23 protein-coding genes and 1 riboswitch are annotated in these 25,286 nt (G+C 38.3%); of the genes, 9 read left to right on the top strand and 14 right to left on the bottom strand.

Features of this window, described 5'->3' with window-relative positions:
• Positions 1-330, top strand: a complete 330-nt coding sequence (locus PLANO_RS01270; RefSeq protein WP_038702255.1) for a hypothetical protein — start codon at positions 1-3, stop codon at positions 328-330.
• Between the two features lie 66 nt (positions 331-396).
• On the opposite strand, the gene PLANO_RS01265 is transcribed toward PLANO_RS01270, so the two are convergent.
• Positions 397-1,434 carry a lactonase family protein gene (locus tag PLANO_RS01265; protein ID WP_038702253.1) on the bottom strand — a complete coding sequence of 346 codons (1,038 nt, stop codon included), beginning with the start codon at positions 1,432-1,434 and terminating at the stop codon, positions 397-399.
• Positions 1,435-1,621: 187 nt separating this feature from the next.
• Here PLANO_RS01265 and PLANO_RS01260 point away from each other — a divergent pair, with 187 nt between their 5' ends.
• Entirely contained in the window at positions 1,622-2,182 is a 561-nt protein-coding gene (locus PLANO_RS01260) for a shikimate kinase (RefSeq protein WP_038702251.1), read from the top strand.
• A 193-nt stretch (positions 2,183-2,375) separates the two neighbouring features.
• Here the strand turns inward: PLANO_RS01260 and PLANO_RS01255 are convergent, their stop codons facing one another.
• Positions 2,376-3,785 carry a hypothetical protein gene (locus tag PLANO_RS01255; protein ID WP_038702249.1) on the bottom strand — a complete coding sequence of 470 codons (1,410 nt, stop codon included), beginning with the start codon at positions 3,783-3,785 and terminating at the stop codon, positions 2,376-2,378.
• Between the two features lie 285 nt (positions 3,786-4,070).
• On the opposite strand from PLANO_RS01255, the gene PLANO_RS01250 reads away from it, so the two are divergent.
• On the top strand, positions 4,071-4,979 hold the full coding sequence (locus tag PLANO_RS01250; protein ID WP_038702247.1) for a proline dehydrogenase family protein: 909 nt from the start codon (positions 4,071-4,073) through the stop codon (positions 4,977-4,979).
• Positions 4,980-5,024: 45 nt separating this feature from the next.
• Here PLANO_RS01250 and PLANO_RS01245 read toward each other — a convergent pair whose 3' ends face one another.
• Together PLANO_RS01245 and PLANO_RS01240 are read right to left on the bottom strand one after the other, a co-directional pair.
• Positions 5,025-5,966 carry a ring-cleaving dioxygenase gene (locus tag PLANO_RS01245; protein WP_038702245.1) on the bottom strand — a complete coding sequence of 314 codons (942 nt, stop codon included), beginning with the start codon at positions 5,964-5,966 and terminating at the stop codon, positions 5,025-5,027.
• A gap of 105 nt (positions 5,967-6,071) precedes the next feature.
• Positions 6,072-6,809 carry a hypothetical protein gene (locus PLANO_RS01240; protein ID WP_038702243.1) on the bottom strand — a complete coding sequence of 246 codons (738 nt, stop codon included), beginning with the start codon at positions 6,807-6,809 and terminating at the stop codon, positions 6,072-6,074.
• Positions 6,810-7,052: 243 nt separating this feature from the next.
• On the opposite strand from PLANO_RS01240, the gene PLANO_RS01235 reads away from it, so the two are divergent.
• Complete coding sequence (locus tag PLANO_RS01235) at positions 7,053-8,048, top strand: alpha/beta hydrolase (protein WP_038702241.1); 996 nt, start codon at positions 7,053-7,055, stop codon at positions 8,046-8,048.
• A 39-nt stretch (positions 8,049-8,087) separates the two neighbouring features.
• Here PLANO_RS01235 and PLANO_RS01230 read toward each other — a convergent pair whose 3' ends face one another.
• The 9 genes from PLANO_RS01230 to PLANO_RS01190 all read right to left on the bottom strand — a co-directional run bounded on the left by PLANO_RS01230 (position 8,088) and on the right by PLANO_RS01190 (position 17,912).
• Entirely contained in the window at positions 8,088-9,404 is a 1,317-nt protein-coding gene (locus tag PLANO_RS01230; RefSeq protein WP_038702239.1) for a nucleobase:cation symporter-2 family protein, read from the bottom strand.
• Complete coding sequence (locus tag PLANO_RS01225) at positions 9,401-9,988, bottom strand: xanthine phosphoribosyltransferase (protein ID WP_038702237.1); 588 nt, start codon at positions 9,986-9,988, stop codon at positions 9,401-9,403. Before PLANO_RS01225 ends, PLANO_RS01230 begins: the two co-directional genes overlap by 4 nt.
• Before the next feature lie 147 nt (positions 9,989-10,135).
• A riboswitch (purine riboswitch) is annotated at positions 10,136-10,237 on the bottom strand.
• 176 nt (positions 10,238-10,413) lie between these two features.
• Positions 10,414-11,028, bottom strand: a complete 615-nt coding sequence (locus PLANO_RS01220; protein WP_038702235.1) for a PH domain-containing protein — start codon at positions 11,026-11,028, stop codon at positions 10,414-10,416.
• A gap of 60 nt (positions 11,029-11,088) precedes the next feature.
• Positions 11,089-12,378 carry a DUF4139 domain-containing protein gene (locus tag PLANO_RS01215; protein WP_038702233.1) on the bottom strand — a complete coding sequence of 430 codons (1,290 nt, stop codon included), beginning with the start codon at positions 12,376-12,378 and terminating at the stop codon, positions 11,089-11,091.
• Between the two features lie 16 nt (positions 12,379-12,394).
• Positions 12,395-12,616, bottom strand: coding sequence for a hypothetical protein (locus PLANO_RS01210; protein WP_038702231.1), 222 nt, complete (start codon positions 12,614-12,616; stop codon positions 12,395-12,397).
• A gap of 229 nt (positions 12,617-12,845) precedes the next feature.
• On the bottom strand, positions 12,846-14,510 hold the full coding sequence (locus tag PLANO_RS01205) for a formate--tetrahydrofolate ligase (protein ID WP_038702229.1): 1,665 nt from the start codon (positions 14,508-14,510) through the stop codon (positions 12,846-12,848).
• A gap of 93 nt (positions 14,511-14,603) precedes the next feature.
• Entirely contained in the window at positions 14,604-15,566 is a 963-nt protein-coding gene (locus PLANO_RS01200; protein ID WP_038702227.1) for a hypothetical protein, read from the bottom strand.
• A gap of 346 nt (positions 15,567-15,912) precedes the next feature.
• Positions 15,913-16,308, bottom strand: a complete 396-nt coding sequence (locus PLANO_RS01195) for a hotdog fold thioesterase (protein ID WP_038702225.1) — start codon at positions 16,306-16,308, stop codon at positions 15,913-15,915.
• Positions 16,309-16,337: 29 nt separating this feature from the next.
• Positions 16,338-17,912 carry a fatty acid--CoA ligase gene (locus PLANO_RS01190; RefSeq protein ID WP_038702222.1) on the bottom strand — a complete coding sequence of 525 codons (1,575 nt, stop codon included), beginning with the start codon at positions 17,910-17,912 and terminating at the stop codon, positions 16,338-16,340.
• Between the two features lie 388 nt (positions 17,913-18,300).
• Between PLANO_RS01190 and PLANO_RS01185 the strand changes: the two genes are divergently transcribed.
• Positions 18,301-19,356 carry a C40 family peptidase gene (locus tag PLANO_RS01185; RefSeq protein ID WP_038702221.1) on the top strand — a complete coding sequence of 352 codons (1,056 nt, stop codon included), beginning with the start codon at positions 18,301-18,303 and terminating at the stop codon, positions 19,354-19,356.
• A gap of 182 nt (positions 19,357-19,538) precedes the next feature.
• On the top strand, positions 19,539-21,005 hold the full coding sequence (katA, locus tag PLANO_RS01180) for a catalase KatA (protein ID WP_038702218.1): 1,467 nt from the start codon (positions 19,539-19,541) through the stop codon (positions 21,003-21,005).
• Positions 21,006-21,085: 80 nt separating this feature from the next.
• On the opposite strand, the gene PLANO_RS01175 is transcribed toward katA, so the two are convergent.
• A complete protein-coding gene (locus PLANO_RS01175; protein WP_038702216.1) occupies positions 21,086-22,489 on the bottom strand; it encodes a protoporphyrinogen oxidase in 1,404 nt (467 codons plus the stop codon).
• Between the two features lie 155 nt (positions 22,490-22,644).
• Here PLANO_RS01175 and PLANO_RS01170 point away from each other — a divergent pair, with 155 nt between their 5' ends.
• The 3 genes from PLANO_RS01170 to PLANO_RS01160 all read left to right on the top strand — a co-directional run bounded on the left by PLANO_RS01170 (position 22,645) and on the right by PLANO_RS01160 (position 25,272).
• Complete coding sequence (locus tag PLANO_RS01170; RefSeq protein ID WP_038702214.1) at positions 22,645-23,202, top strand: nitroreductase family protein; 558 nt, start codon at positions 22,645-22,647, stop codon at positions 23,200-23,202.
• A gap of 100 nt (positions 23,203-23,302) precedes the next feature.
• Positions 23,303-24,733 (top strand): FAD-binding oxidoreductase, encoded by a 1,431-nt coding sequence (locus tag PLANO_RS01165; RefSeq protein WP_038702213.1) that lies wholly within the window; start codon positions 23,303-23,305, stop codon positions 24,731-24,733.
• The gene (locus tag PLANO_RS01160; protein WP_038702211.1) at positions 24,730-25,272 is read left to right on the top strand and encodes an MFS transporter; all 543 of its coding nucleotides are present in this window, start codon (positions 24,730-24,732) and stop codon (positions 25,270-25,272) included. The genes PLANO_RS01165 and PLANO_RS01160 overlap by 4 nt, the downstream gene beginning before the upstream one ends.
• Positions 25,273-25,286: the final 14 nt, after the last annotated feature.

The following is a 25,286-nucleotide window of genomic DNA, read 5'->3' as shown; positions in this document are numbered from 1 at the left end:
ATGAAGAAAAAAGAAATTTGGATGAGCGCTCTGCTTCTAGCTGTTGCTGTGTTGTTGCTGTTATTCTTTTTGCCAAGAGAAAATGAACCCGCACCGGAAAGTCGCGTAATCCTTGAACATACATTCAGAACATATATCGCTCCTTCTTGCTTTGAACAAGCTGATGCTACAAATTTTTTAGAAGAAGCTACTTTAGAAGAGGCTCAAGAGCTTAATTATCCTCCTCACTCCACTTGTACTGAAATAGCCTTTGCAGGAAATCGCGACAGCGGTTTTACGCGTTTGATGAAAGAGCTTGGCATTGTTGAAAAAGAATCAACGGATTGGTAAATAAATTAACACCTAAAGTCAAAGGCTTTCTAGCCTTCGACTTTAGGTGTTTTTTCATACATTTTATTAAATTACTTTTACGCAAACGGGAGCCGTTGTTTGAATAATACTTTCTACTGTGCACGGGGTACCTGCATTTCCCATTTTCAAGACGGTAAGTGTATGAGAATTTTCATTTGCTACTATTAACCAGCCGTTTCCTGGCATTAAAGAAAAATGCCTTGGACCTTCTCCTCCGGATCCTGCTAATCCCAAGTTTTCCAGAGTCCCATTCTCTTGAACTGCGAAAGAAGCAATACTGTCATGCCCCCGATTAGATGCATAAACAAATTTACCATCGCTTGATACTGAAATTTCTGCACTCGTATTTTCTCCTTCGTAACTGTCTGGCACTAAAGGCAATAATTGAAGAAACTCTAATTGCCCTTCATGGCTTATTTTGTAAACCATTAATGTCGAGTTCAATTCATTTACTGAGTAAACAAAAGGCTTTGTCGGATGAAAACTTACATGTCGCGGCCCTGCTCCCGCTTCTGTTTGAGCAGTATATTGAAGTGTTAATTTTCCTTTATCGGGATCTAACTTATAAGTAGCGATTGTATCGGTTCCTAAATCGGATACTAAGAATAAGTTTTTACCCGGCATTTGTATAATAGAATGGGGATGAGCCGCATCTTGTCGCTCTTTATTTGGTCCAGAGCCTTCGTGTTTTATAGAGAACGCTAGCTCTCCAATTGCTCCGTCTGAAAGGAGTGGATGGACATTAATCGTTGCTCCTGAATAAGTAACTGATAATAGCCAGTTTCCTGTTTCATCGATAGTCGCATGAGCTGGGTGATCGCCATTCGAAGATTGTCGGTTGGTTTCCCTAATTTTTTTAGTAGTTGGGTGAACCCAATAGCTAACAAGCTCACCACTCCCCACTTCACTTGTAGCAATAAAGCTCGTTTTGTTTGGATGAACAGCGATAAACGAAGGACGTTCAATATCTCCAATACTTGTTAACTCTGTTAACTTCCCATCGCTTTCTTCAAATTCCCAGAGTTTAATACCTTTCTCTATTTTGGATGCATACGATCCTGTCAGTAAATAACTCGTTGCCATCAAACTACCCCCTAGACTAAATAAGTTTCTATTTGAAAACAGTTCAAAAATCCTCGTCTACATATATTTCAATAGGACTTCACGGATAAAACTTATATATTCAATAAATGCGATGAATTTTCAATACAGATAAGGTAAAGTAGGCTATGAACCCGACCAATCATTTTAAAAAGAAAGAAGGCTGTCCATGAGAAACTTCGGTTTATCTATCCGTGAAAAAAGCATTGTGTGCATTGGCTTTATGGGGGTTGGGAAAACTACTGTCGGAAAGTTACTAGCCCAAAAACTCTATCGGAATTTTGTCGATATCGATGCTGAAATCGAGAAAGAGTTTGATATGCCAATCCCACAAATATTCGAGCTCTATGGCGAACAGGTTTTCCGCGACAAAGAGAGAGAATTGATTGTGAAATACAGTAAACAACCACTCAACATCATTTCTGTTGGAGGTGGTGCCTTTTTACAAAAAGAAATTCAAGACATTTGTATGACCAATTGCATCGTCTTATTTTTCGATATTTCATGGGAATCCTGGAAAGACCGAATCCACATTCTCACGGACAACCGTCCCTTGTTAAAAGGACGTTCTCTTGAAGATATTAAAGCGTTATTTCTTGAACGGCAAAATAGTTATTCACTAAATCACTCTAAATTCCAAATCGATAACTTTAAAGCCGATGAAGCCGCCGATTATTTGGCAGATGCGTTGAAACTGTCTTGGGAAATTCACGCACCTCAACCAAAGTAATACGGAGATCGCCACTTAGACGTGGCGGTTTTTTTATTTAGAGTTTCACTTTTACTCTGCATACATTATTCGTTTTAATATTCAGTCATTTTGAATTATACGCTAAGGATGACAGGCTTTCAATGGCTCTACTTTTGAACTTGAAAATACACGTAAAAGACTAGAAAGACTTTTACGTGCATTACTCATTTAACTATAAATGAATAGCTGTTTGAATAAACAATTGGACCATCACATAAAACGCGATAGCAAACTTTAAATTGAACTGAAGACCATTGCGGATTCCGCTCAATCCATTAACACTACTTAAAATGATGACCGGCATAACAAATGGCGACAAAATAATAGAAATAACACTTCCTGAAGTAACTGCTAACACAACCAATTCCGGTGGATACGGAAACGGGATCGCCTCTAATATCCCTGTTACTAAAACGATAACAGGTAGAGGACCTAACCCAATAAATCCAAGGAAAATCACAATAAACGGCAATAGCAACAATATATTCAATAGCGGTATTATTCCAGTTAAAAAGTTCATGCCATTAATAACATACTCCCCAACATTTGATTGATTTAAAATATAAATCAATAAGCCCGCAGCGACTAATATACTGTATTGTTGAGCTTGCTTTGCGACTCCTTTTGAAAAATAATACTGGCTTTCAACAACAAAGCTCGGCAGTTTCCTTTTAATGAGAAAATAGAGAAAGGTCCAAACAACTATGACTAACGGGATAGTCAATAAAAACTCGAGTCCTGTAATCTCATGAATAAAGAAAATGGTTCCAAACAAAGAGATAAACAAAAAGACAAATTCCGCTACATCTTTATTCCACTTTCCTTGATTCCGAGAATTTTTCATCGCCTTTGCGATTTCATCTCCTAAGATTCCAGAAAAGTCCACTCCGTATTTCTTCTCTTGATAATAAGAAAAGATTACCGATAAAACTGTCCCCGCTAGGGCAAAGACAAATCCTAATGCCATAGACTTCCAAAGTGTCGCATCCAATGCTTCTACCGCAAAAATGAAACTCGGAATACTAATTACCCATAATGTAGAAAGTCCAAAACCACGTAGAATTGCGGTCCCTTTAAAGTTTTCCCATGCTTCCCCTTTATGATCTTTTAAAAAATTATCAATAAAATGATACATCATCGGCACGACACCAAACAATAGAAAATGCGAAATAACTTGTGTCATTGCCATAAGACCAAAATAAAATTTCTGACTTTGATTTAAAAAATTATGAGCATAACTCATAATTTCTTCGATATAAGGTTCTTCTTTTAAAACCCAGCTAATCATTGGCACAACTAATAGCAAACCAACTAGATTTCTCATTTGTTGCAAGCCTTTGATCAAATCTGCGCTAAATGAATCACTCGTGAAAAACAACATAGCTATAGCCATTATCACTAACCACATTTGTAATTGAAACTTCTTAAAAGGCAACAAGATTGCAGCAAATAGTAGCAACACTACACCTAAAACAGAAAGGATTAAAGTTAACACTGCACTTTCATAAAAATAGGTGATAAAATGCACCAAGCCATAGCTCATAACCGAAAATATAAAGCCTTTGGCAGCTTTTTGATTCACTTTATCCCCCCTCACTTATTTTCCATCATTGGTTCTATTCTACACGTTTTTGCACTTTTATATTTTCACATTAGATATATTCCAATTAACCTCAAGAAAGCAAACACGTGATTTTTATAAAGTCATCTATTTCCTCAAGTTTTTAGTTTTCAGTTAATGTATGATATGCTCTGAGTTAACAAAGGATTATTCATCAACTCCCTTGGAATTTAGGCCAATAGGACATTCCTATATAAAATCTTAACTAATCGACAAAGTGCTTTAACAGTATAGGGGGAATCAAACGTGGGTGTAACAAAAAACTTCTTTATTGCATTGTCCAAAAACCAACCATTAAATAGTGCCGCTAAAAAATGGGGACTAAAATTAGGCGCTGGAAAAGTCGTGGCAGGAACTGACATCACCAGTATGATGCAGTCAGTAAAGGAACTGAATGCTAACGGAATTAGCGCTACAATCGATAGTCTTGGTGAATTTGTCCATACGAAAGAAGAAGCAACAAAAGCCAAAGAAGCTATAATAGAAACACTTGAAGCTATTCAAGTTCATGGTGTAAATGCACATATGTCGGTTAAATTAACACAAATTGGCTTAGATGTAGATTTTGACTTTTGTTTGAAAAACATTCAGGAAGTTGTGGCTGAAGCTTCCCGCTACGACATATTCATTAACCTAGATATGGAAGATTACGCTCACTTACAACAAACACTCGATATTCTTGAAGCTTTACGAGCAGAGTATGATAATGTCGGTACAGTTATCCAAGCTTACTTATACCGCTCCGAAAAAGATTTAGAAAATCTACAAAATGTGCGACTACGCCTTGTAAAAGGTGCTTACAAAGAAAGTGCAGAAGTTTCATTCCAGGAAAAGCATGAAGTCGATGAAAATTATTTAAAGCTCATTAAAATCCACCTTCAATGTCCTGGATTTACATCAATCGCAACACATGACCATCATATTATTGAACAAGTAAAAGCATTTGTAAAAGAAGAAAACATTCCGCTAAATCGATTTGAATTTCAGATGTTATACGGTTTCCGTTCTGAAATGCAAAAAGACTTGGCAAAAGAAGGCTTTGCTTTTACAACCTATGTTCCTTTTGGACAAGATTGGTATGCGTACTATATGAGAAGACTCGCCGAAAGACCCCAAAACATCAATTTGTTTTTAAAAAGCATGATTTCGAAATAAACATAAAGAAGCACCTCTGATACAAAATCAGAGGTGCTTCTTCTTTTATTCATCCAAATTCCGTACTTGAATGGGTGGTAATAGACGTTGAATATTTTTTCTATGTTGTTCATACTGTTCCGGTAGCATTAAGGATTCTCCTAAAGATTCTGGTGTTTCATCTATCGCAAATCCAGGTGGATCTGTCGCAATTTCAAATAAGATATCCCCATATTCACGGAAATAGATTGCATTGAAATACTGACGATCTTGAACCGGTGTTACGCCTAAGCCATATGTTTCTACTTTCTCTTTCCAATCCAATTGATCAGCATCATCTTGTGCACGCCATGCAATATGATGAACGGTCCCTACTCCCATTTGCCCTACGCCTACAGGAGTTAGTTTCACATCAATGATATTTCCGATTTCACTCGCTGCACGGAAACGCAACAAGTCATCTTCTTCTCCAACTTTTTCTAGTCCCATAACTATTTCTAATAACTCAGCCGTTTTTTCTGCGTTAGCTGTGTATAGCGTTGCGCCACCAAATCCTTTAATCGCAACTTCCTTTGCCACCTCTTGAGTTTTCCAAGCATTCGGCTCTCCTTCTTGTCTTTCGACTAACTCTAAATGAAGACCATGAGGATCATCAAACGCTAAATACTGTTCTTCAAAACGCGAGACTTTTGAAAAAGGGATATTAAACTTTTCTAATCTTTTTTCCCAGAATGTTAAAGCGCCAACAGGGACCGCAAAAGTCGTGACACCTACTTGGCCATCGCCAATCTTCCCTTTATAAGCGTTGCCCCACGGAAAGAAAGTCATAATGGTGCCTGGTTTTGCACTTTTGTCACCGAAATATAAATGGTACGTTTCTGGATCATCAAAATTCACAGTTTTTTTGACTAAACGTAATCCTAATACCCCGGCATAAAAATCTACATTTTCTTGAGGATCTGCAACAATTGCCGTAATATGATGAATCCCCATTGATTTCTTTGTCATTTAGAGCACTCCTTTTGTTAATAAATCTACATGCTAATCTTAGCATTCTCCTACCTCTAACTAAAATATTTATAGATTTTCTAAAACCATTAATTTCCCAGTATTTTATTTTGGAATATTGTCTTCGTATTCTTCTAATTGTTCTTTCTTTTGATCTTTTATCTCTTCTAAATCTTCTTTACTTTCTTGTTTGTCTTCTTCAATTTCTTCTTTCTTATCTTTTTCTTCCGCCCTAGAGATATTATCTTTTTTCCGTTCTTCTTCTACTTGATCTTTTTGATGTTCTTTAAGCTCTTCTATTTTCTCAACATCCTCGTGATATTGCTCTTCCACTTCTGATGTAGAAGGAAGAAAAGGTTCATTGTTAAAGTCGGTTCTTTTGCCATAACGAAGCATTTCATAAATAATCATTCCATTGTTTGGCATCCCATTTGCTGTTTTCATCGGGATTGCATCAAACAATATATAGTAAAATGCATAAAAAACAAATCGATTGAAAAAAGTTGCCCGTTCTTCAAACATGCCATTAGCTACCATAGCATTTAATGTAACAGCAACAATAACATTCACTAAAATCGGGCTCGCATAAAGTGCAATATAGGCAAACTTTCCTTCTCGTTTTAAAGAATCATACGAGTACCAACTATATAAATGATAATACTTTCGTATATCGAACATTCCTATTTTAAAAATCCTAGTACCCGATCCAATCGTGAGCCTCGGATTTTTTACCCCCAATAGTAAACTCATCAACAAATAACCGGATTCTCTTAAAAACACAACAACTGGTAAAATGATGAATGCTGAAATGATTAATGAGATTAAATCGGATAGTCCAAACACATCTTCACTCCTTTCTCTTTAACTTTCTATACCTACTGTACCCATCTTGTATTGCAAATCCGCTCTTTCATTGTCACAAGTATATTTCAATTTCAAGACTTATACCCATTGGTCATTTTGTTTATTCGTGTTAGCATATCTAATACATATGTTAGACAAAACTGATACGTAATTAACCTATACCCAAAACAACAAGCGTTCAATATAATTTCCTAACGAAAACTCACTTTAAAGGAGACTACCATGGCAGCAAAAAAGAGACATCGAACCAAAAAAGAATGGATTGCCTTTGCTTTTTTCATCTCTCTTCTATGTATAATCGTTGTTTTCGAAGAGACTACTGCTCCTCCTGATGTTTCAGCATCTATTCACATATCAGGTTCTGCTGCTTTTAGCGCGCCGCCAAATATGCATGAGATTACTAAGCGAGTTGCAGTTGTGAAAAACTTGTCTTACCACGATTCTGCTAATAGTCTCTTGGATATTTACTACCCTAAAGATGCTCTTGATTCAATGCCTGTAATCTTATGGATACACGGTGGAGGATACGTCGGTGGATCTAAAGATAGCCGACAAGATTATGCCATGTCACTTGCGAATGCTGGCTACGTCGTGGCGAATATTAATTATTCTTTAGCTCCAGAATCTCTTTACCCGGGTCCTGTTGCGCAGGCAAATGAAGCACTTGCTTATTTAACACTTCACGCGAGTGAATACGGAGGCGATATAGAGCAAGTATTTGTCGGGGGAGATTCTGCAGGTGCCCAGATTGCTAGCCAAGTTGCTGCTCTTGTATCTAATGCAGAACTCGCTACCTCTATGGCGATCGAGCCTGCCATATCCAACACTCAGCTTCAAGGAGCGGTATTACTAGGTGGGATATACAATATGAATACACTAAGAGCTTCTGCGTTTCCAAATATTGATCTTTTTTTAACAGCTTACACAGGAGTAAAACCTTTTGAATCGTTCTCCAAGATTGATGAACTTTCCACAGTTCAACATATTAACTCGGAATTTCCGCCAGTTTTTATAACCGTAGGTGATGCAGACCCTTTCGTTTCTCAATCCACTGAGTTGGTTGATGTTCTACAATCTTACGAGGTTCAAGTGGCTTCTGCCTTCTTTGAAGGCACTCAAAAAAACTTGAAACACCAGTATCAATATGATTTATATACAGACGATGCAAGAGAAACGCTTCAAAAAACACTCGATTTTCTTGCCTTTTATAGCCAATAAAAAATGAGCAAGCCGCGTATGCGACTTGCTCATTTTATTTTATCCTTGGTTGATGGCACTTTCTTTTCCAACTGCTGGAACAGACTTGCGCTTTCTAGAAGGCAACATGTTGAATAAGATATTCAAGACAATAGCAGTCACACTTCCCGCGACAATCCCGTTACTCGTTAAAATTTGAATGCTTGATGGCAATTGAACAAATAATTCCGGTACTACTGTCACACCCAGTCCAATTCCGACAGAGCAAGCAATAATCATGGAGTTGTCTTGCGAATCCGTGATTACCGTACTCAACATTTTAATGCCTTGTGCGATTACCATCCCGAACATCGCAATCATTGCGCCCCCTAAAACTGAAGGTGGAATAATCGTAGTCACAGCAGCAATTTTCGGTACAAATCCTAGTGTGATTAACATCATACCTGTAATAAAGATAATTTTTCGTGATTTCACACCAGACATTTGAATGAGACCAACGTTTTGTGAAAACGCAGTATACGGAAATGAATTGAATATCCCGCCCAGAACAATGGCCAAGCCTTCTGCACGATAGCCTTTCGCCAAGTCTTTTTCTGTAATTTTCTTTTTCGTAATATCTCCGAGTGCAAAGTACACGCCTGTCGATTCAACCAATGACACCATTGCTACTAAAATCATCGTTAAAATAGCGGGCAACTCAAATGTCGGCATGCCGAAATAAAATGGCTCTACCATATGGAAATACGAAGCGTCTGCAATAGGAGAAACATCGACTTTACCTAAGAAAGTCGCTGCTACCGTACCAACAACTAACCCTAATAGAATAGCAATAGCTCTCATAAAACCGCTAGAGAACCTAAAGAGGATTACAATAAACAAAAGTGTTCCGAAAGCCAAACCGATATTGCTAAGCGAACCGAAATCACTAGCGCCTTGTCCGCCTCCCATATTATTGATCGCTACAGGGATTAAGGTAATTCCGATAATTGTAACCACGGTTCCTGTAACCACCGGTGGGAAAAAACGAACCAAACTACCAAAAAATCCACTTATTAAAACAACAAATAGTCCTGATACTAAAATAGCTCCATAAATTGCCGATATCCCGTATTGACCACCAATGGCAATCATTGGTCCAACCGCAGTAAACGTACACCCGAGTACAACCGGAAGTCCAATACCAAAGAAACGGTTGCTGACAATTTGTAGTATTGTTGCAACTCCACAAAGTAAAATATCAATCGCTACGAGATACGTTAATTGTTCTGCTGTCAGTCCAAGTGCTTCGCCAACGATTAACGGTACCAATACTGCTCCCGCATACATCGCTAATACATGTTGAAATCCTAAAGCTGTTTCGCCTAATGCTTTTTTCATTGTATATCAGCCTCCGCCAAAAATGTCACTTGCCCATTTTCTAAAGACGCAATATGTGCCAATGTTTCAACACGGATCCCTTGTTCACGAAGTAAGTCTCCGCCTGGCTGAAATCCTTTTTCAATCACGATGCCAATCCCCGCTAGCGTAGCTCCTGATTGTTTCACGATATCTAATAAACCTAAAGCCGCTTGGCCATTCGCAAGAAAGTCGTCCATTACTAAGACAACATCTTCTTTTTTGATAAAGTCTTTCGATACAGAAATTTCATTGGTTTCATTTTTAGTAAATGAATGAACATTTGCTGTATACATATGATCCACCAATGTCAGTGATTTACGTTTTCTTGCGAATACCGCAGGAACACCTAGAACGAGTCCTGTCATCATGGCCGGCGCAATTCCTGACGATTCGAGCGTCAAAATTCTTGTGATGCCGTTGCCTTTAAACCGCAATGCAAATTCTTCTCCAATTGCTTGCATTAACGGTGGATCTATTTGGTGATTTAAAAATGAATCAACTTTTAATACCGATTCCGACAAGACTTTGCCGTCCGATAAAATTTTGTCCTGTAATTTCTTCATGCTGTCAGCTCCTCTTCTGTCACGACTGAAGGCATGAAAAAAAGCCCTCAGAACGTGCATCCATTCATACCATGAGTGGAGCAATGTCCTTCGAGCTTGAATTCGAAAGGAAACAAAAAGAATTATCACCTAAAAAAGGCAAAATCCCTCTGCTTCGTTGCTTCTCATAGTCAGTTTGTTTACGGCAAACCGGTAGAAACTCGCGGACCCTATTTCCGCTATTATATGAGTGAATCTATTTGAATGGTCTAATTATAGCACGCTGTTAACTCTTTTCAAGAGAGTGGCTTTTTAAAAAAATATTCATTTAATTCAGACACCAAATGTCATTTATTATTACACTAAAATAATAAATAGATGGTGCCGTTTGAGCATCCATCTATTTATTAGGTTTTTTATACGTTTTCATTTCCCAAAAGCGATTTTCAATTATTGATATATTTTTCAAATACGTCTCCAAAATCTTTTACATGGTATTGGTTGCGAACAGAAGTCATCCATGTAAAACCAAAATCCGTTAGTTTTGAATATTGATCATCGAGCACTACATCACTCGCTCGGGAATTTTGTAAAATAGTCACCGCTTTATTCAAGCTATCACTTGCCATATCTGTAATAATGGCATTTTCATGAGTAATTTCAGCAATTCTCAACAAAGACTTATACAAATCTGTTAAGCGATTGGCCTGCTGTTTTTGAACATCTATTTTAAAAGGTATCGCTCCTACTACAAAAGCAAGTTCGACGTCTAAATCGATCTTCCCTGCCGTTTCAAGCACAACGCTCGAAATGGTATGTTGAGAATAAGGATAGCGCTTTAAGGTCCGTTTAGACGACATCGCACTATCTCCATCTACATGAATAATCGCGAGATTAGTAAAGCAATATTCATCTGCTTTTGTTTTGATCAAAAAATAGATTTTTTCCCCATCTTCATGCATAACGTAATCATCCGAATCTGTTTTATCAAAGTCTTGCGGGTCGATTATTTTCCCAATATCCGATAATCCTAGCGCTTCTGAAGCCATTTTTTTGAACATATCTCTTCTCCTTTATTTTTAAAATACTTCCTCTGACCATCTTATTTTATCAAAACTCATTTAAATTATTCTTCTATCTACTTTATAAGTAAACTCTACCTCTACTTTTTTCCCGGCCGAGATGTGTACACGAAACTCTAACTCGTTAGATTGCTTCAACTCGTAGTCGTGACTAGACGATTCCATCTCCCAGATTTGCTCGAAAACTTCGTGTTTTACGTCTACTCGAATATGCTCTGATTTTTGGTTATGCACTTTATAAATATAAGTAATACAGTCAAAGTGATCGCTTCTTTCTCGTTTTTTCTCCCAACTTTCGCTAATAATATCAAAAGCTTTTCCTATTGATAAACATACCTTTTGCCCTATAGCTGTATTTTGGATGGCATCTTCCCCGACAAACATCATTTCGTCGCCCATGTCTTGTTCGTACACTTTTACAATACCGAGAGGCAGTGGAATCCCTAACTTATTAGCTTCAATATTGTCGAATTCAACCACGATCTTAGCCTGGTGACTGTGAGCATCTACTTTATATAATCTCCGGAAAACAACTTCCTCTATCGTTAAGAAACTAATTTGTTTTATTTGGTTGTTTAAAATAGTCACCGGACGATTCATGCTATACACATGGGAGTCGGCAACACGATGTTTTTGAAAGCTAGAGTCCGGTTCCCCCGCTATTGAAAATAGCTTAGAATGCATTTGCAGAGCGGAACCATCTATATACCGATTTACTTTTCCGGCAGCCAATTTAAACTGACTTCCAGAGAAATTCATGCCACTATTATTAGTGATTTGAAACCATCCGGTAAGGTTGATTGCCGAGCCACAGATTTTTGCAACATAATTTGCTCGCCATTCTAGCCCCTTTGTTAAATAGGAAATTTCCACTTCCGAATCTGCTTCCATCGCGGTTATTTTGCAAACTAATGCTGGTTTTGTGAATAGCCCTTCTGGCAATAATGGAAAAATCAACTGTCCACTTGGACTAATGATGATCTCTCCCGTATCAATTCGTTCAGCAATAATCGGGTCAGCCCCACTTAATAGACGTATTTCCATTTCCTCATTTTGCTTTTCATTTTTCACTAATATGATTTTTTCAATATACTTTTCCAATAATTTTTCTTTACTGACCAAGTTTGAGGTATAGCTTTGTTCTAATACATGGAGTCCTTCTATCAAAATAGAATCTGCTTCAATTTCGGGGGAGATATCTAAAAATCGGATTTTATTCACATCTTTTTTCCCTTGAACTTGCCTTACTTCCTTAACCAATCCAAACCCATCGTTATATACAGTTATTCTTTGAGATAGTAAATGTTGGTTTGTTGATTGGAATTCCATCCAAATCCCCCCTCATTTATCGGTTAAAATAAGTTTTCAAATATGCAATGGTCTCGAGTCGACAAGGTTCTGTTAAAGGAGATTTTTTCTCATGTACCAAATCGCCATATAATAAATCGCCTAAAAATCGAAGCTCTTCTTGATAACGTTGATTTGTTTGTGGGTCATAAAGCTCTACTTTTATATAAATCGCTGTGTTTTGCTCAATAAAATCTGTGACAGCAATTTGGCAGTTCATATTCGTTCCTCCTGTAATATCAACTAGACTGGTATCTTCGTATCGTTCATTGTTAGTCCCTATATTCTACCATCCATCTTCACAACGCGTCTTATTTAACTGATACTTCAACCACATTAATTTATTGTTGACTTTAAAATACATGTCGATGAATAAAAAGAGGTATTGGAATGAATCATTCCAATACCTCTTACTAGTTGACTTGAGATTAATACCAAGTTTTTCTTACTTAAAATAAACCAACTGCGCTTCCATCTGCAGTAACATCCATGCTCAATGCGGCAGGCTTTTTAGGAAGACCAGGCATCGTCATAATATCGCCTGTTAAGCACACCAAAAAACCTGCGCCGAGTTTTGGCATAATCTCTCGGATGGTAATGATGAATCCTTCTGGACGCCCTAATAACTTAGGTTGATCCGATAATGAATACTGCGTTTTCGCCATACAGATTGGCAAAGAATCCCAACCGAATTTTTTCAATTCCACAAGTTGCTTTTGTGCAAGGTCGGATAATTGAATATCTGCTCCTCCATACACTTTTTGAACAATTGTCCGAAGTTTTTCTTCGATTGAATCTTCTTCTTTATAAAGTAGTTGAAAGTTTGTTGGACGTTGTAGTTCTTGCTTTACAAGTTTAGCTAAAGCTACTCCACCTTGCCCGCCTTTTCCCCAAACCTCTGTTAAAGCAATCGCCACACCTTGTTGCTTTGCCCAATCGAGTACTGTGGCTAATTCTTCTTCACTATCACCAGCAAAGCGATTTAATGCAACAACAGGCTCAATACCGAATTGTTGAATCGTATCTACATGCTTGGCCAAATTGACCATTCCGCGTTCTACAGCATTCGCATTTTCTTCTTTCAACTGATCTTTCGCTACCCCACCATGCATTTTAAGTGCTCGAATAGTTGCCACAATAACAACGGCATCTGGATTAAACCCACCTTTTCTCGACTTGATGTGCATAAACTTCTCAGCACCCAAATCAGCCCCAAAGCCTGCTTCTGTTACGACAATATCCGCTATCTGTCTTGCTGTGTTTGTTGCAATTAGCGAGTTACAGCCATGAGCGATATTGGCAAAAGGACCGCCGTGGATGATAGCTGGAGTTCCTTCAATCGTTTGAACTAAATTTGGTTTGAAAGCCTCTTTTAACAATAAAGTTAACGCGCCTTCTGCTTCAAGGTCTCTAACCGTAACTGGCTCTCTGTCATAGGTATAGCCAATAACCATTTGTGCCAATCGTTCTTTCAAATCAGCAAGAGAAGTCGCTAAACATAAAACTGCCATGATTTCCGAAGCTACGGTAATATCAAAGCCATCTTGACGAGGAATCCCTTGTCCAGGACCACCTAGCCCAATCGTTACTTGTCGAAGCGCACGGTCGTTAATATCCAACACTCGTTTCCAAGTAATTCGGCGTGGGTCAATATTTAAAACATTTTTTTGGTGCAAGTGATTGTCTATTAAGGCGGCTAACGCATTATTCGCTGAAGTAATCGCGTGAATATCACCCGTAAAATGCAAATTGATATCTTCCATTGGCAAAACTTGTGCAAAGCCGCCTCCAGTAGCACCGCCTTTTACGCCCATGACAGGACCTAAAGATGGTTCACGAAGCGCTACCGCTACTGATTCTTTCAATTGCTTAAAAGCATCTGCTAATCCTACAGTTACAGTAGACTTACCTTCTCCAGCAGGAGTTGGACTAATTGCCGTTACTAGAACAACTTGTCCCATTTTTTGAACAGGTTTTAATTGATCTACATTAATCTTTGCTTTAAAGTTTCCGTAAAGTTCTAAAGCCTCTTTAGGAATACCTGCTTGTTGTGCAATTTCTAAAATCGGCTGTATAGTCGCTTCGCTCGCAATCGATAAGTCCGTAAAAGCCATGAATAAAATCCCAACTTTCAATTTTTTCTTTAGTATAACCCGATTCTCATTAAAAATCAGCGTTCAATTGTCAGTCACTGTCTAAATAGATCATTAGAACCGCATATCTCCAATAATCGTTAGTTCTGGAAAGTCTTCTTCAATCACTATTAATAAACCATTCTCTTCCAAGTGTTCATACAACTCTTCTTCATCAACTTTGCGAATTGCTTCCAAAGCTTCAGTCGATTTATGAAATTTAATCATGTATTTTCGTTGATCACCTTTTGTCAGGATATAAACATCAAATGGCTCGTATCTTTTCACATTAGCTAACTGTTGATGCTCTATGATCGATGCAGCATCCATTTTATCTAAATGTGTGAAAAGAAACGTTTCAGAACGTCTCTCTTGTGCTGAAATAAAACTCATTTTTCCATGATGCCGATTGATAAAACGCTCGGACAAAGACTGGTGAAACGAGATCGTTTCCCATTCAACGTGATTGCTGTACTTTTCGATAAAGCGTTCAGATAAGACTTGATGACGCGTAACCAAAATCCAGTCTACTTGATGAGCATGACGATAGATTAACGGCATCGGTAAATGCTGATGACGACTAAGTTCAGTCCAGTCTAATTTTTTTTGATGCTTTTCGATAAACATCGGTGACAAGCCTTTAGCATTTGCTAATTGTTGTTTTTTTGAAACAAGCTTCCAATAATATGTTGCCTCAAATGGTCGACTTTCTTTTTCAAAGGTTTTTTGCTGCTTTTTGCTTAATTCTTCAATAGCGATTGGTTGCCATTTCTTTTTATTGGCATATTTCTCAATAAAACTTTCCGAGAGTTTTTGTGTTTGGATCACTTTGTCCCAAAATAAGCGATTTTTATATTTCTGGATAAAACCTTCCGACAACTCTTGGTGACCAGAGATTAACTGCCAATTTACCTGGTCTACATTTTCTTTAATAAATTGCTCGGACAATTGCTCTTCTTGACAAATTTGGTTCCACGGAACTGAACGTTTGTCTTTCAAGTTTTTTGCTTCCATTAATTCAGTTAAAGAATTGAACATATAAACCACTCTCACTTTACATTTCTTTATTGTATATACTAACATGCCTTTAAACGAAAAACTCTCTATAGGCAAAGACAATCCCTTACTCTCCTGAGTAAGGGATTGTCTCAGCTTGTAGACAAAAGGATATTCATGATAGTTAGAGAATGAATATTTTTTTCAACTTGTTTATTCCGTATTCTGCACTCCAGGCGGACGCTTTCCGCGGGCTTGCGCCGAACTAACTCGGGCTAGTCGCCCGAGTGGATTTCGTCGCTTCGCTATCCCACAGGAAAGCAAAGTGGTCAGATCGATTGGAGCTTATACACCACTATTCATCTTATTAAGACTTTGTCTTTTTACACTACTTTTTCTTTTGAACAATAGCTACTGTGCATCTAGAAACACAAATCAATTTATCTTCTTCATCAACAATTTTAACATCCCAGACCATTGTCGTTCTTCCTTTATGAAGAGGTGTACCAATCGCAGTCACGATGCCCTCACTTTTTCCACGTAAATGGTTGGCGTTGATTTCCAAACCTACTGCAGTCTCATTTTCTTGGTCGATTAAATTCCAAGTGCCAAAACTCGCAACTGTTTCTGCCAAAACTACAGATGCTCCTCCATGAAGTTGGCCAAAAACTTGATGCGTAGGTCCATGTACCGGCATAGTAGCTATTGCTTTTTCTGAAGTCATTTCACCTAGTTCAATCCCCAATATGCCAATAATAGTTTCATCCATCGGCTTCATTTCCATGTTAACATTCTCCTTCTCAACACATACCTTCAATTTTCGTCATTTTCTTTAAGCTTTTGATCTGCGTATAACTCGCGCAATAAAAATTTCTGTATTTTTCCACTAGCATTTCGAGGTAACTCTTCAACAAAGTGATACGTTCTAGGTCTTTTGAATCGCGCTAAGTTTTCGTTGTTCAAGCAATATTCCTCTAACTGATCTTTAGTCAATAACTCATTTTTCACGACGACAAATGCTATTACCGACTCTCCCCACTTTTCGTCGGGTATGCCTAATACAGCAACATCTTGAACCAACTCATGTCCATGCAGTGCATCTTCTACTTCACGCGGATAAATATTTTCCCCACCACTAATAATCATGTCATCGACTCGGTCGGACACATATAAATAGCCTTCTTCATCCATATATCCTAAGTCGCTAGTATGATACCAATCTTTATACATGACCCGAGCTGTAGCTTGCGCACGATGAAAATATCCTAACATCATACTCGGACCCCGAACAATGATTTCACCCACTTCAAATGGTTCTAGTTGATCATCTGGTTCTGAAGGTCCATGGTCTTGTGGCCGAACAATTCGAATCTCATGATTATAAGCAGGTTTACCTGCAGATCCCGCTTTAGTTAGCTGCTCATCCTCAGTTAGAAAAGTTATAGCTGGTCCCATTTCCGTTTGGCCATACGCTTGGATTAATTCAATTCCAAGAATGTCTTTAACTCGTTTAACGAGAACAGGTGCCATTGGAGCTGCTCCATATAATCCACGCTTCAAGGTTTGCACTTTCGAATTTGCACCAGCTATTTCTGTCATCATGCTCCACATTGTTGGTACTGCGAACATAACTGTAACCTTTGCACTTTCGACGGTATCGACTGCTAATTGAGGATTAAACTGGTGCATAATAATGCTTGAAGCACCTGCTTGGACACGCGGAATGATGCAACAATGCAGTTCGGCACAGTGGAACATCGGCGCAATCACTAGACCTACGTCATTTTTAGTATATTTTAGCATCGCAATACATGCCATACTTTGTTCTGCCATGTTGCGGTGAGAGTGGATAACTCCTTTAGGCCGCCCGGTAGTTCCGCTCGTATACATGATTGCATAAATATCTGTTTCTTCTACTTCTACAAGAGGATCTATCAGTGTGGCTGCATTAACCTGTTCTTGATAACTTACTGCATATTCTGGAACATCTTCGTCTATAAACCAAAACTGGATACTTGGAAATTGGTCAGCCACTTTTTCAACCGTCTCTTTTAATGCTTCTTCAAAAAGGACAATTTCGGGTGTTGCATCGTTTAATATATAGATCAACTCCTCGGGCTTTAAACGGAAGTTGATAGGATTAAATACAGCTCCGATTTTTGCGCAGGCGAACAGCGCAGTTGGCAATTCACTATTATTGAAAAGAAAACTTGAAACCCGATCTCCTTTGCAGACACCTGCTGCAATGAGTGCATTCGCTAAACGATGAACTTCGTCACTCCATTGAGAATAAGTCCATCTTTGTCCTCTTCTTATATCAACTAGCGCTTCCTTGTTCGGATACATGCTCACTGTCTGATCGAAGATACTTCCAAGTGTTGCATACATTCTTTGCTCCGCCTCCTTCTAACTTTATGCATCATATCTCTTCATAATGTCAGAAAAAAGGTAATATTGCAATAATTATTAATCTCGTAAGAAAAATAGTATTCTCCTAAAAAGTTCTCTGTATTTTTAAATAAACAATTTTTTAATAAAAACTATTAACTTTTATCAAAAACAGTCGATATAGTATTTGTGAAAGTATATAATTCATTAATTTTCCATTATCGTGTTACTTTAAAATTCATAATTCCTATTTTCATTACTTTCATCTTTGTAACACAATTGTAATATTGAATCGTATTGCCTATATTGCATTAATTATATAGAATTAAGTAACTCACAAAAAAAGACCAAATTATTGATAAATAAAACAACAAAAAGGGGTTTGAGGATGAGAAAGATTTTTTTCACTTTATTTGCAGCTACAGCGTTATCAATGGCGATTGGGACTTCAAGTACAGAGGCAAGTACTTATACAGTAAAACCAGGAGATACATTATGGAAAATCGCAACAAGCAATAACACCTCCGTCAATCAATTGCTTCAGTGGAATAACCTATCATCAAATTCCATTTTTCCAAATCAGTCGATCAAAGTTTCAGCTGCTTCAACGACAGTCGCTACTTCGCCAAAAACTACTGTCTCAACTACCTCAGTAAGCTCGACAAATACATATACAGTAAAGTCAGGAGATACATTGTCACATATAGCTCGACTTCACAGTACGAGTGTTAGCTCAATCCAACAATTAAACAAACTATCCGGAAGTAATATTTTTCCTAATCAAAAACTAGTAGTTAGCGGTAAAGCAGTCACTTCCGCTCCAACACCGACAATTAAAGTTCCTGCAACTGCACCTACAGTCTCTAGCACGAGCACGTATCGCGTAGTTAGTGGCGATACATTAACCAATATCGCTAAACGTTATAATACATCTGTTTCTCAATTGATGAGCTCAAACAGCTTAAAATCTAGCTCAATCCGTGTTGGTCAAGTTTTAAAGGTAGATGTAAAATCAGCAACTGGTTCATTGGTACCTGTTTCGAATCCAGTGGTAACTCCTCCTGTTAATTCTGGAGCGATTTCTACACTAATAGCATCAGCAAATTCTTTCCTAGGTACTCCTTACAAATGGGGTGGCTCTGCTCCAGGCGGATTTGATTGCAGTGGTTATATTTACTATGTTTATAATCAAGCTGGATTTAAAGTTCCAAGAACAAACACAACCGGTTTTTACGCGTTATCTTCGCCTGTAAGCTCTCCTGAAATCGGCGACTTAGTTTTCTTTAAGAATACTTATCGCCCGGGTATCTCACATATGGGAATTTTCATTGGAAATAACAGCTTTATTCACGCCGGTGGTGATCGCGTTCAAATTACAAGTTTGAATGATAAATACTGGGGTTCAAAATTCGATAGTTATCAACGTTTAAATGTCATGAAATAAAACTACTTATAAAACAAAAACCGGTGACCTAGTTGAGTTCTAGGTTGCTGGTTTTTTTCATTTAAATTTTTTGAATATTCCTTTGTTAATAATGATTATCTCTTAAAATTGATTTTAATCTGAAAGATGATATCATTAGTAGTGTAGTGTTTTATATAAAATAAAAAAGAGGTGTTCGATTAATGAGTACAGACAAAACAGGTTTAACAACTAGTTGGGGAGCCCCAGTCGGAGACAACCAAAATTCACAAACGGCCGGACAACGTGGGCCAGTCCTTTTACAAGACGTACATCTTCTTGAAAAGCTTGCTCATTTCAATAGAGAACGTATTCCTGAACGTGTCGTACATGCTAAAGGTGGCGGTGCACATGGTTATTTCGAAGTAACTCAAGACGTGACAAAATATACGAAAGCCGCTTTCTTATCTGAAGTTGGCAAGAAAACGGATATGTTCGCACGCTTCTCTACAGTCGCTGGTGAACTTGGATCAGCGGATACACTTCGCGACCCACGTGGTTTTTCGTTAAAATTTTATACTGAAGAAGGTAACTATGATTTAGTAGGTAACAACACGCCTATCTTCTTTATTCAAGATGCGCTTAAATTTCCTGACTTTATCCATACACAAAAACGCGATCCACGTACGCATTTGAAAAATCCTAACGCAGTATGGGACTTCTGGTCATTGTCACCAGAATCATTACACCAAGTTACTTATTTGATGGGCGACCGCGGAATTCCTGCTACATGGCGTCATATGCACGGTTTCGGTAGCCATACATTTAAATGGACAAATGCTGAAGGCGAATCTGTGTGGGTAAAATACCATATGTTAACAGATCAAGGCATTAAAAATATCACTCAAGAAGTGGCAGATAAAATTGCTGGGGAAAACCCTGATTACCATACAGAAGATTTGTTTAATGCAATTGAACAAGGCGACTTCCCAGCCTGGACGATGTATGTTCAAATTATGCCTTTAGAAGATGCCAATACGTATCGCTTCGACCCATTTGATGTGACAAAAACATGGTCTCATAAAGACTATCCGTTAATGGAAGTTGGACGCATGGTACTAAATCGCAATCCCGAAAACTACTTTGCTGAAGTAGAACAAGCAACGTTCTCTCCAGGTACTTTGGTTCCAGGAATCGATGTTTCACCAGATAAAATGCTTCAAGGCCGTTTGTTCGCATACCATGACGCTCATCGCTACCGTGTAGGCGCTAACCACCATATGCTGCCAATTAACGCAGCAAAAAACCAAGTAAACAATTACCAGCGTGATGGTCAAATGAACTTTGGCAATAACGGTGGCGGTTCTGTTTATTACGAGCCAAACAGTTACGGTGGCCCTACTGAAACGGCAGCTGCAAAACCCGCTCCACTTGAAGTATCGGGTGTAACTGATTCAGTTTCTTACTTTAAAGATGATCATTATACACAACCAGGCGATCTTTACCGTTTGCAAAGTGCCGAAGAACAAGAACGTCTTGTGGCAACTTTTGTCGGTAACTTAAGCGCTGTAGATAAAGAAGACATCAAACTTCGTCAAATCAGCCATTTGTATAAAGCAGATCCTGATTTTGGTACGCGTGTTGCAGAAGGTCTTGGCTTAGCTGTTCCAGATCTTACTGAAACAAAATAGTTTTTAGTAAGCCTTTTATCCAATTGGATAAAAGGCTTTTTCTATTTGTACGAAAAAAAGAGACTCTAATAAGTCTCTTTTTACGCTTCATTTCTTTCAGCTAGGTTATTCGTAATAATCTTCGCCAAATCAGCACCGTTTTGAATGCATGCGCCAACTCCTACCCCAAAGTAAGAAGAACCTGCCAGCTTAATACGAGGCACCATTTCTTCCATCTTCAACTCTAATGCATTAATCGCCTTTTTATGATCCATATGATAATTAGGCATTAAGTTTTTCCACCCTGTTACTTCAGCAGTTAATGGTCTCTCACTAATACCCAAACTTTTTTGGATATCCTCCATGGCCACTTCCACTAATTCTTCTTCAGACAAATCTTTCAACTGGCCATATGATGGGTGTGAGCTTTTGTAAAATAACCGAACTAATAGTTTTTGGCTTTTGGATGTATGCTGCCATTTTCGACTTGTCCATGTGCATGCATTGCAGTGCAAATCACTTTCTTGCGATACGATAAATCCGGTACCATCTTCTGGCAAGCGTTCGTCTGGAATGTCATAACCAAGATAAACACTGATCAACGAAGAATTTAAAAACTGATCAAATTCAGCATCTAGTTCAGGCAAATCCAACAACTCTTGTGCCACTTGATGAGGGGTTGCCAAAATCACATAATCTGCTTCTAAGGTCTTACCATTTTCAAGCTCTACAAGATAGCCATCTTTGTCTTTTTTAATAGACCTGGTACCAATACCTTTGATGATTTGATTTTTCTTTAGTTTGTCTTCTAATGTATCAATCAATACTTCCATACCGTTATCAAATGAAATGAATTTTTTATTTGCGGCACCTTGGAAAAATTCTTTGTTTTCTTCAAAACCTTTGATGATACTGCCATATTTGTTTTTATAATCAACTAAATAAGGCAAAGTCGATGATAGGGTTAATTCATAAAGATTTCCCGAGTACACTCCAGACAGGACAGGGGCAATTTGATTTTCAACCAATTCTTTCCCTAAGAAAGCTTCAAGAAACTCTCCAATTGAACTATCACGTGTATAGGTTTCGTTTGGGCTAGTAAAATCTTTCAATGCTGCCTGTTTGCCTTCTTCAGAAACCAGCGTTGAACTAAATAGCGACTCTTTGCTCATGGGAATACCAAAAACACTGTCTTTTGGAATGGCATGCAGCACATTATTCGCGTATAAATAAGAAATTCCCGTACCGTTATAAACCATCTTCTGTTTTAATCCCAACTCTTCAATTAGCGGCATGACACTGGCATGACGGGCAACAATTGAGTCTGCCCCAACTTCCATAACGAATTCTTCGTTCGTTACTGTCTTAATCTTGCCGCCTAATTGATGCGAACGTTCGATCAGAACCAACTCTAGTCCGAGGTTTTCCTGCATGTTTAGTTTTTGCAAATAATACATGGTAGAAAGGCCTGTAATGCCTCCTCCGATGACTACAATCTTCTTCAACTCGATCCACTCCTTGCTTATGCTTCTATTCTACCAATATTTCCGCCTATCCACATTGTTCTTTTTGTCTGTTTTAATACGTTTTGTTTGTGAGCCATGTTAGGATTAAAGACACGTACTTGTAATTTTTATACGAAAAGGAGAGCTGTTTACTAATGAATCTTATCGACCAAAACATTATAGAGAGACGTTCAATCAAGAAGTTCAAAGTTGATGCCGTCAATACAGAAGAAATTATTGAGCTGTTAAATGTCGCCAAATGGGCGCCTAACCATAAAGTCAATGAACCTTGGCGTTTCCAGCTTTATACTGGTGCCGGAAAAGAAAAGTTCGTTCAAGCATTTCTTAAAGCTATGCAAACACCTGATGGAGAAACGCCTGCAAAAGCATTTAATAAAGCGGATTATTTCCGCAGCATTCCGCTTCATTTAGTAGTGATTATGCCTGAAGATCCGAGACAAAGAAGATGGGACGAAGATTACGGCGCCATTTCTTCTATGCTTCAAAATTTCCAACTCGCTGCTTGGGAACGTGGCATCGGCATGATTTGGCGCTCTAACGACTGGATATACAACCCCGTATTCCGCGAAGCAATTGGTGTAAACCCGGGCGAAAAAATTGTCGCGACCATGATGATCGGCTATCCTGCTCATATCCCTGCAAAACAACAACGTACCGATATTCGCGAAAAATTGACGATTATTAATGAATAGTTTTTATTTTAAAAGATGTCGCATTCAGCGATATCTTTTTTTCGTATTAAAGGAACTAATTGGCACTATTCCAGTCTAATCATGCAAGAGGTGAAGTGTGATGAAAACAGCTTGGTTAGCTCTTGTATACTTACTAATTTTCGGATTGTCTGTCTACGTGTACGCTACACAACTAAATCGTCCCGACAACGACCTGCATGAACGACTTTTACCTGTAGAAATAAAAACCATAACGTCTGGTATGACGGACGACGCACTTCAGAAAATTGTTACTGATGCTAAGAACAATGGAGATGTGCTTTCAATTGCCGGTATGCAACATAGTCAAGGCGGTCAAACCGTTTACCCCAATGGCGTTATGATTGATATGAAACCTTATAATCAAGTTTTGGAAGTCGATTCACATGCCAAAACCGTGACAGTACAAAGCGGTGCGACATGGGCAGACATTCAAGAAGCCATTAATCCACACGGTTTGTCGTTAAAAGTCAGTCAGTCGCAAAACATCTTCACAGTAGGCGGTTCGCTCAGTGTGAATGCACATGGATTAGACATTCGGCATGGAGGAATGACAGATACGGTTTTATCGATGCGTTTTTTGAATGCTCAAGGCGACATTCTCCAACTAAGTGCTACAGAAAATAACAAATTGTTTTATGCTGTTCTTGGTGGTTATGGATTGTTTGGCATTATTTTAGATGTCACGTTTCAGTTGACGGATGATGAATTGCTCCAAACTGAAACAGCGAGCATGTCGTATAGTGACTATCCATCTTACTTTGCTGAGCAAGTTAAAGAAAACCCTCAGGCTAAAATGCATTTAGCACGCATATCCATTGCCCCCGATTCTTTTATGGAAGACATGTATGCGATTACGTACAAATCAGAGGAAGATCAAAGTGAACTTGCACGTTACCAAACATTAAAAACAGAAAACCTGGTTGCCGTGCCCAAATTTTTTCTAGGTCTTTCACGCATTAATGATGCGGGGAAAGATCGTTTTTGGAATGCACAAAAAGTATATACGCAACAAATCGACGGAAACCTTGTATCTCGGAACAATGTCATGCGTTCAGATTCAGAATTTATGGAGTACGAAAATAGTCGAAAAACGGAAATCTTACAAGAGTATTTTGTTCCCGTAAATCAGTTCGAGAACTATATTCCAGAGTTAAAAAAGGTACTCGAAGACCATCCGGACTTTAATTTGTTAAATGTGACCATTCGGTATGTTGAACGAAATGAAGATGCCGTTTTATCGTATGCAAAACAAGATATGTTCTCACTCGTTTTACTAATTAATCAAGGAACCGATAAAAAAAGTGTCCAAGCCACACAAGATGTGGTGCGCGAAATGATTGATGTCACCCTTGCACATGACGGCAGTTATTACCTTCCTTATTTCGGCTATCCGACCAAAAAACAAATGCAAAAAGCTTATCCTAAAACCGATGAATTCTTCGCGTTAAAAGAACATTATGATCCAGAGCATCGTTTTATGAATCTTTTTTATGAGGAGTACCGGCCATGAATTATAGACGCTTTATCTACTATCAAGGCATTGTAGGAATGTCCTCAAGCATGATTTTTCCATTTTACATTTTACTAATTCGGAATGTTGGAGATAGTTACGCTCAGTTTGGATGGGCTTATGGTTTATTTGCATTGACAGCGGCACTTTGTTATCCGGTAGTTGGGAAATACGCAGATCGCGTCGGAGATAAATCCCTACTCGCGATTTATTCTTGGGGCATGGCCATACTGTTATTATTTTTCCCACTCGCTTCTGAAGTGTGGCATGTTTATATTTTGCAAGTACTTATGGGGATATTAGGCGCGGTACAAAAAAATTCAGAAAAAACAATATTGGCACGCTACGTCACAAAAGAAATTGCCGGAGCCCAAATTGGCCGTTATCACGTTTGGACATCTGTTGCTGCAGCGATCGCCGTAATTGCTACCGGCTATCTCATTGACTTTTTAACGATTGCTAGTATTTTTTATGTCGCTTCACTCGTCTTTGCTGGGAGTGGAATACTGGCATTAAAATTAAAAACAGCTAAAGAATAAAAGTAATCATAAAA

Source organism: Planococcus sp. PAMC 21323, assembly GCF_000785555.1.
Taxonomy (GTDB): domain Bacteria; phylum Bacillota; class Bacilli; order Bacillales_A; family Planococcaceae; genus Planococcus.
This window is presented reverse-complemented; position numbering and strand designations above follow the sequence as displayed.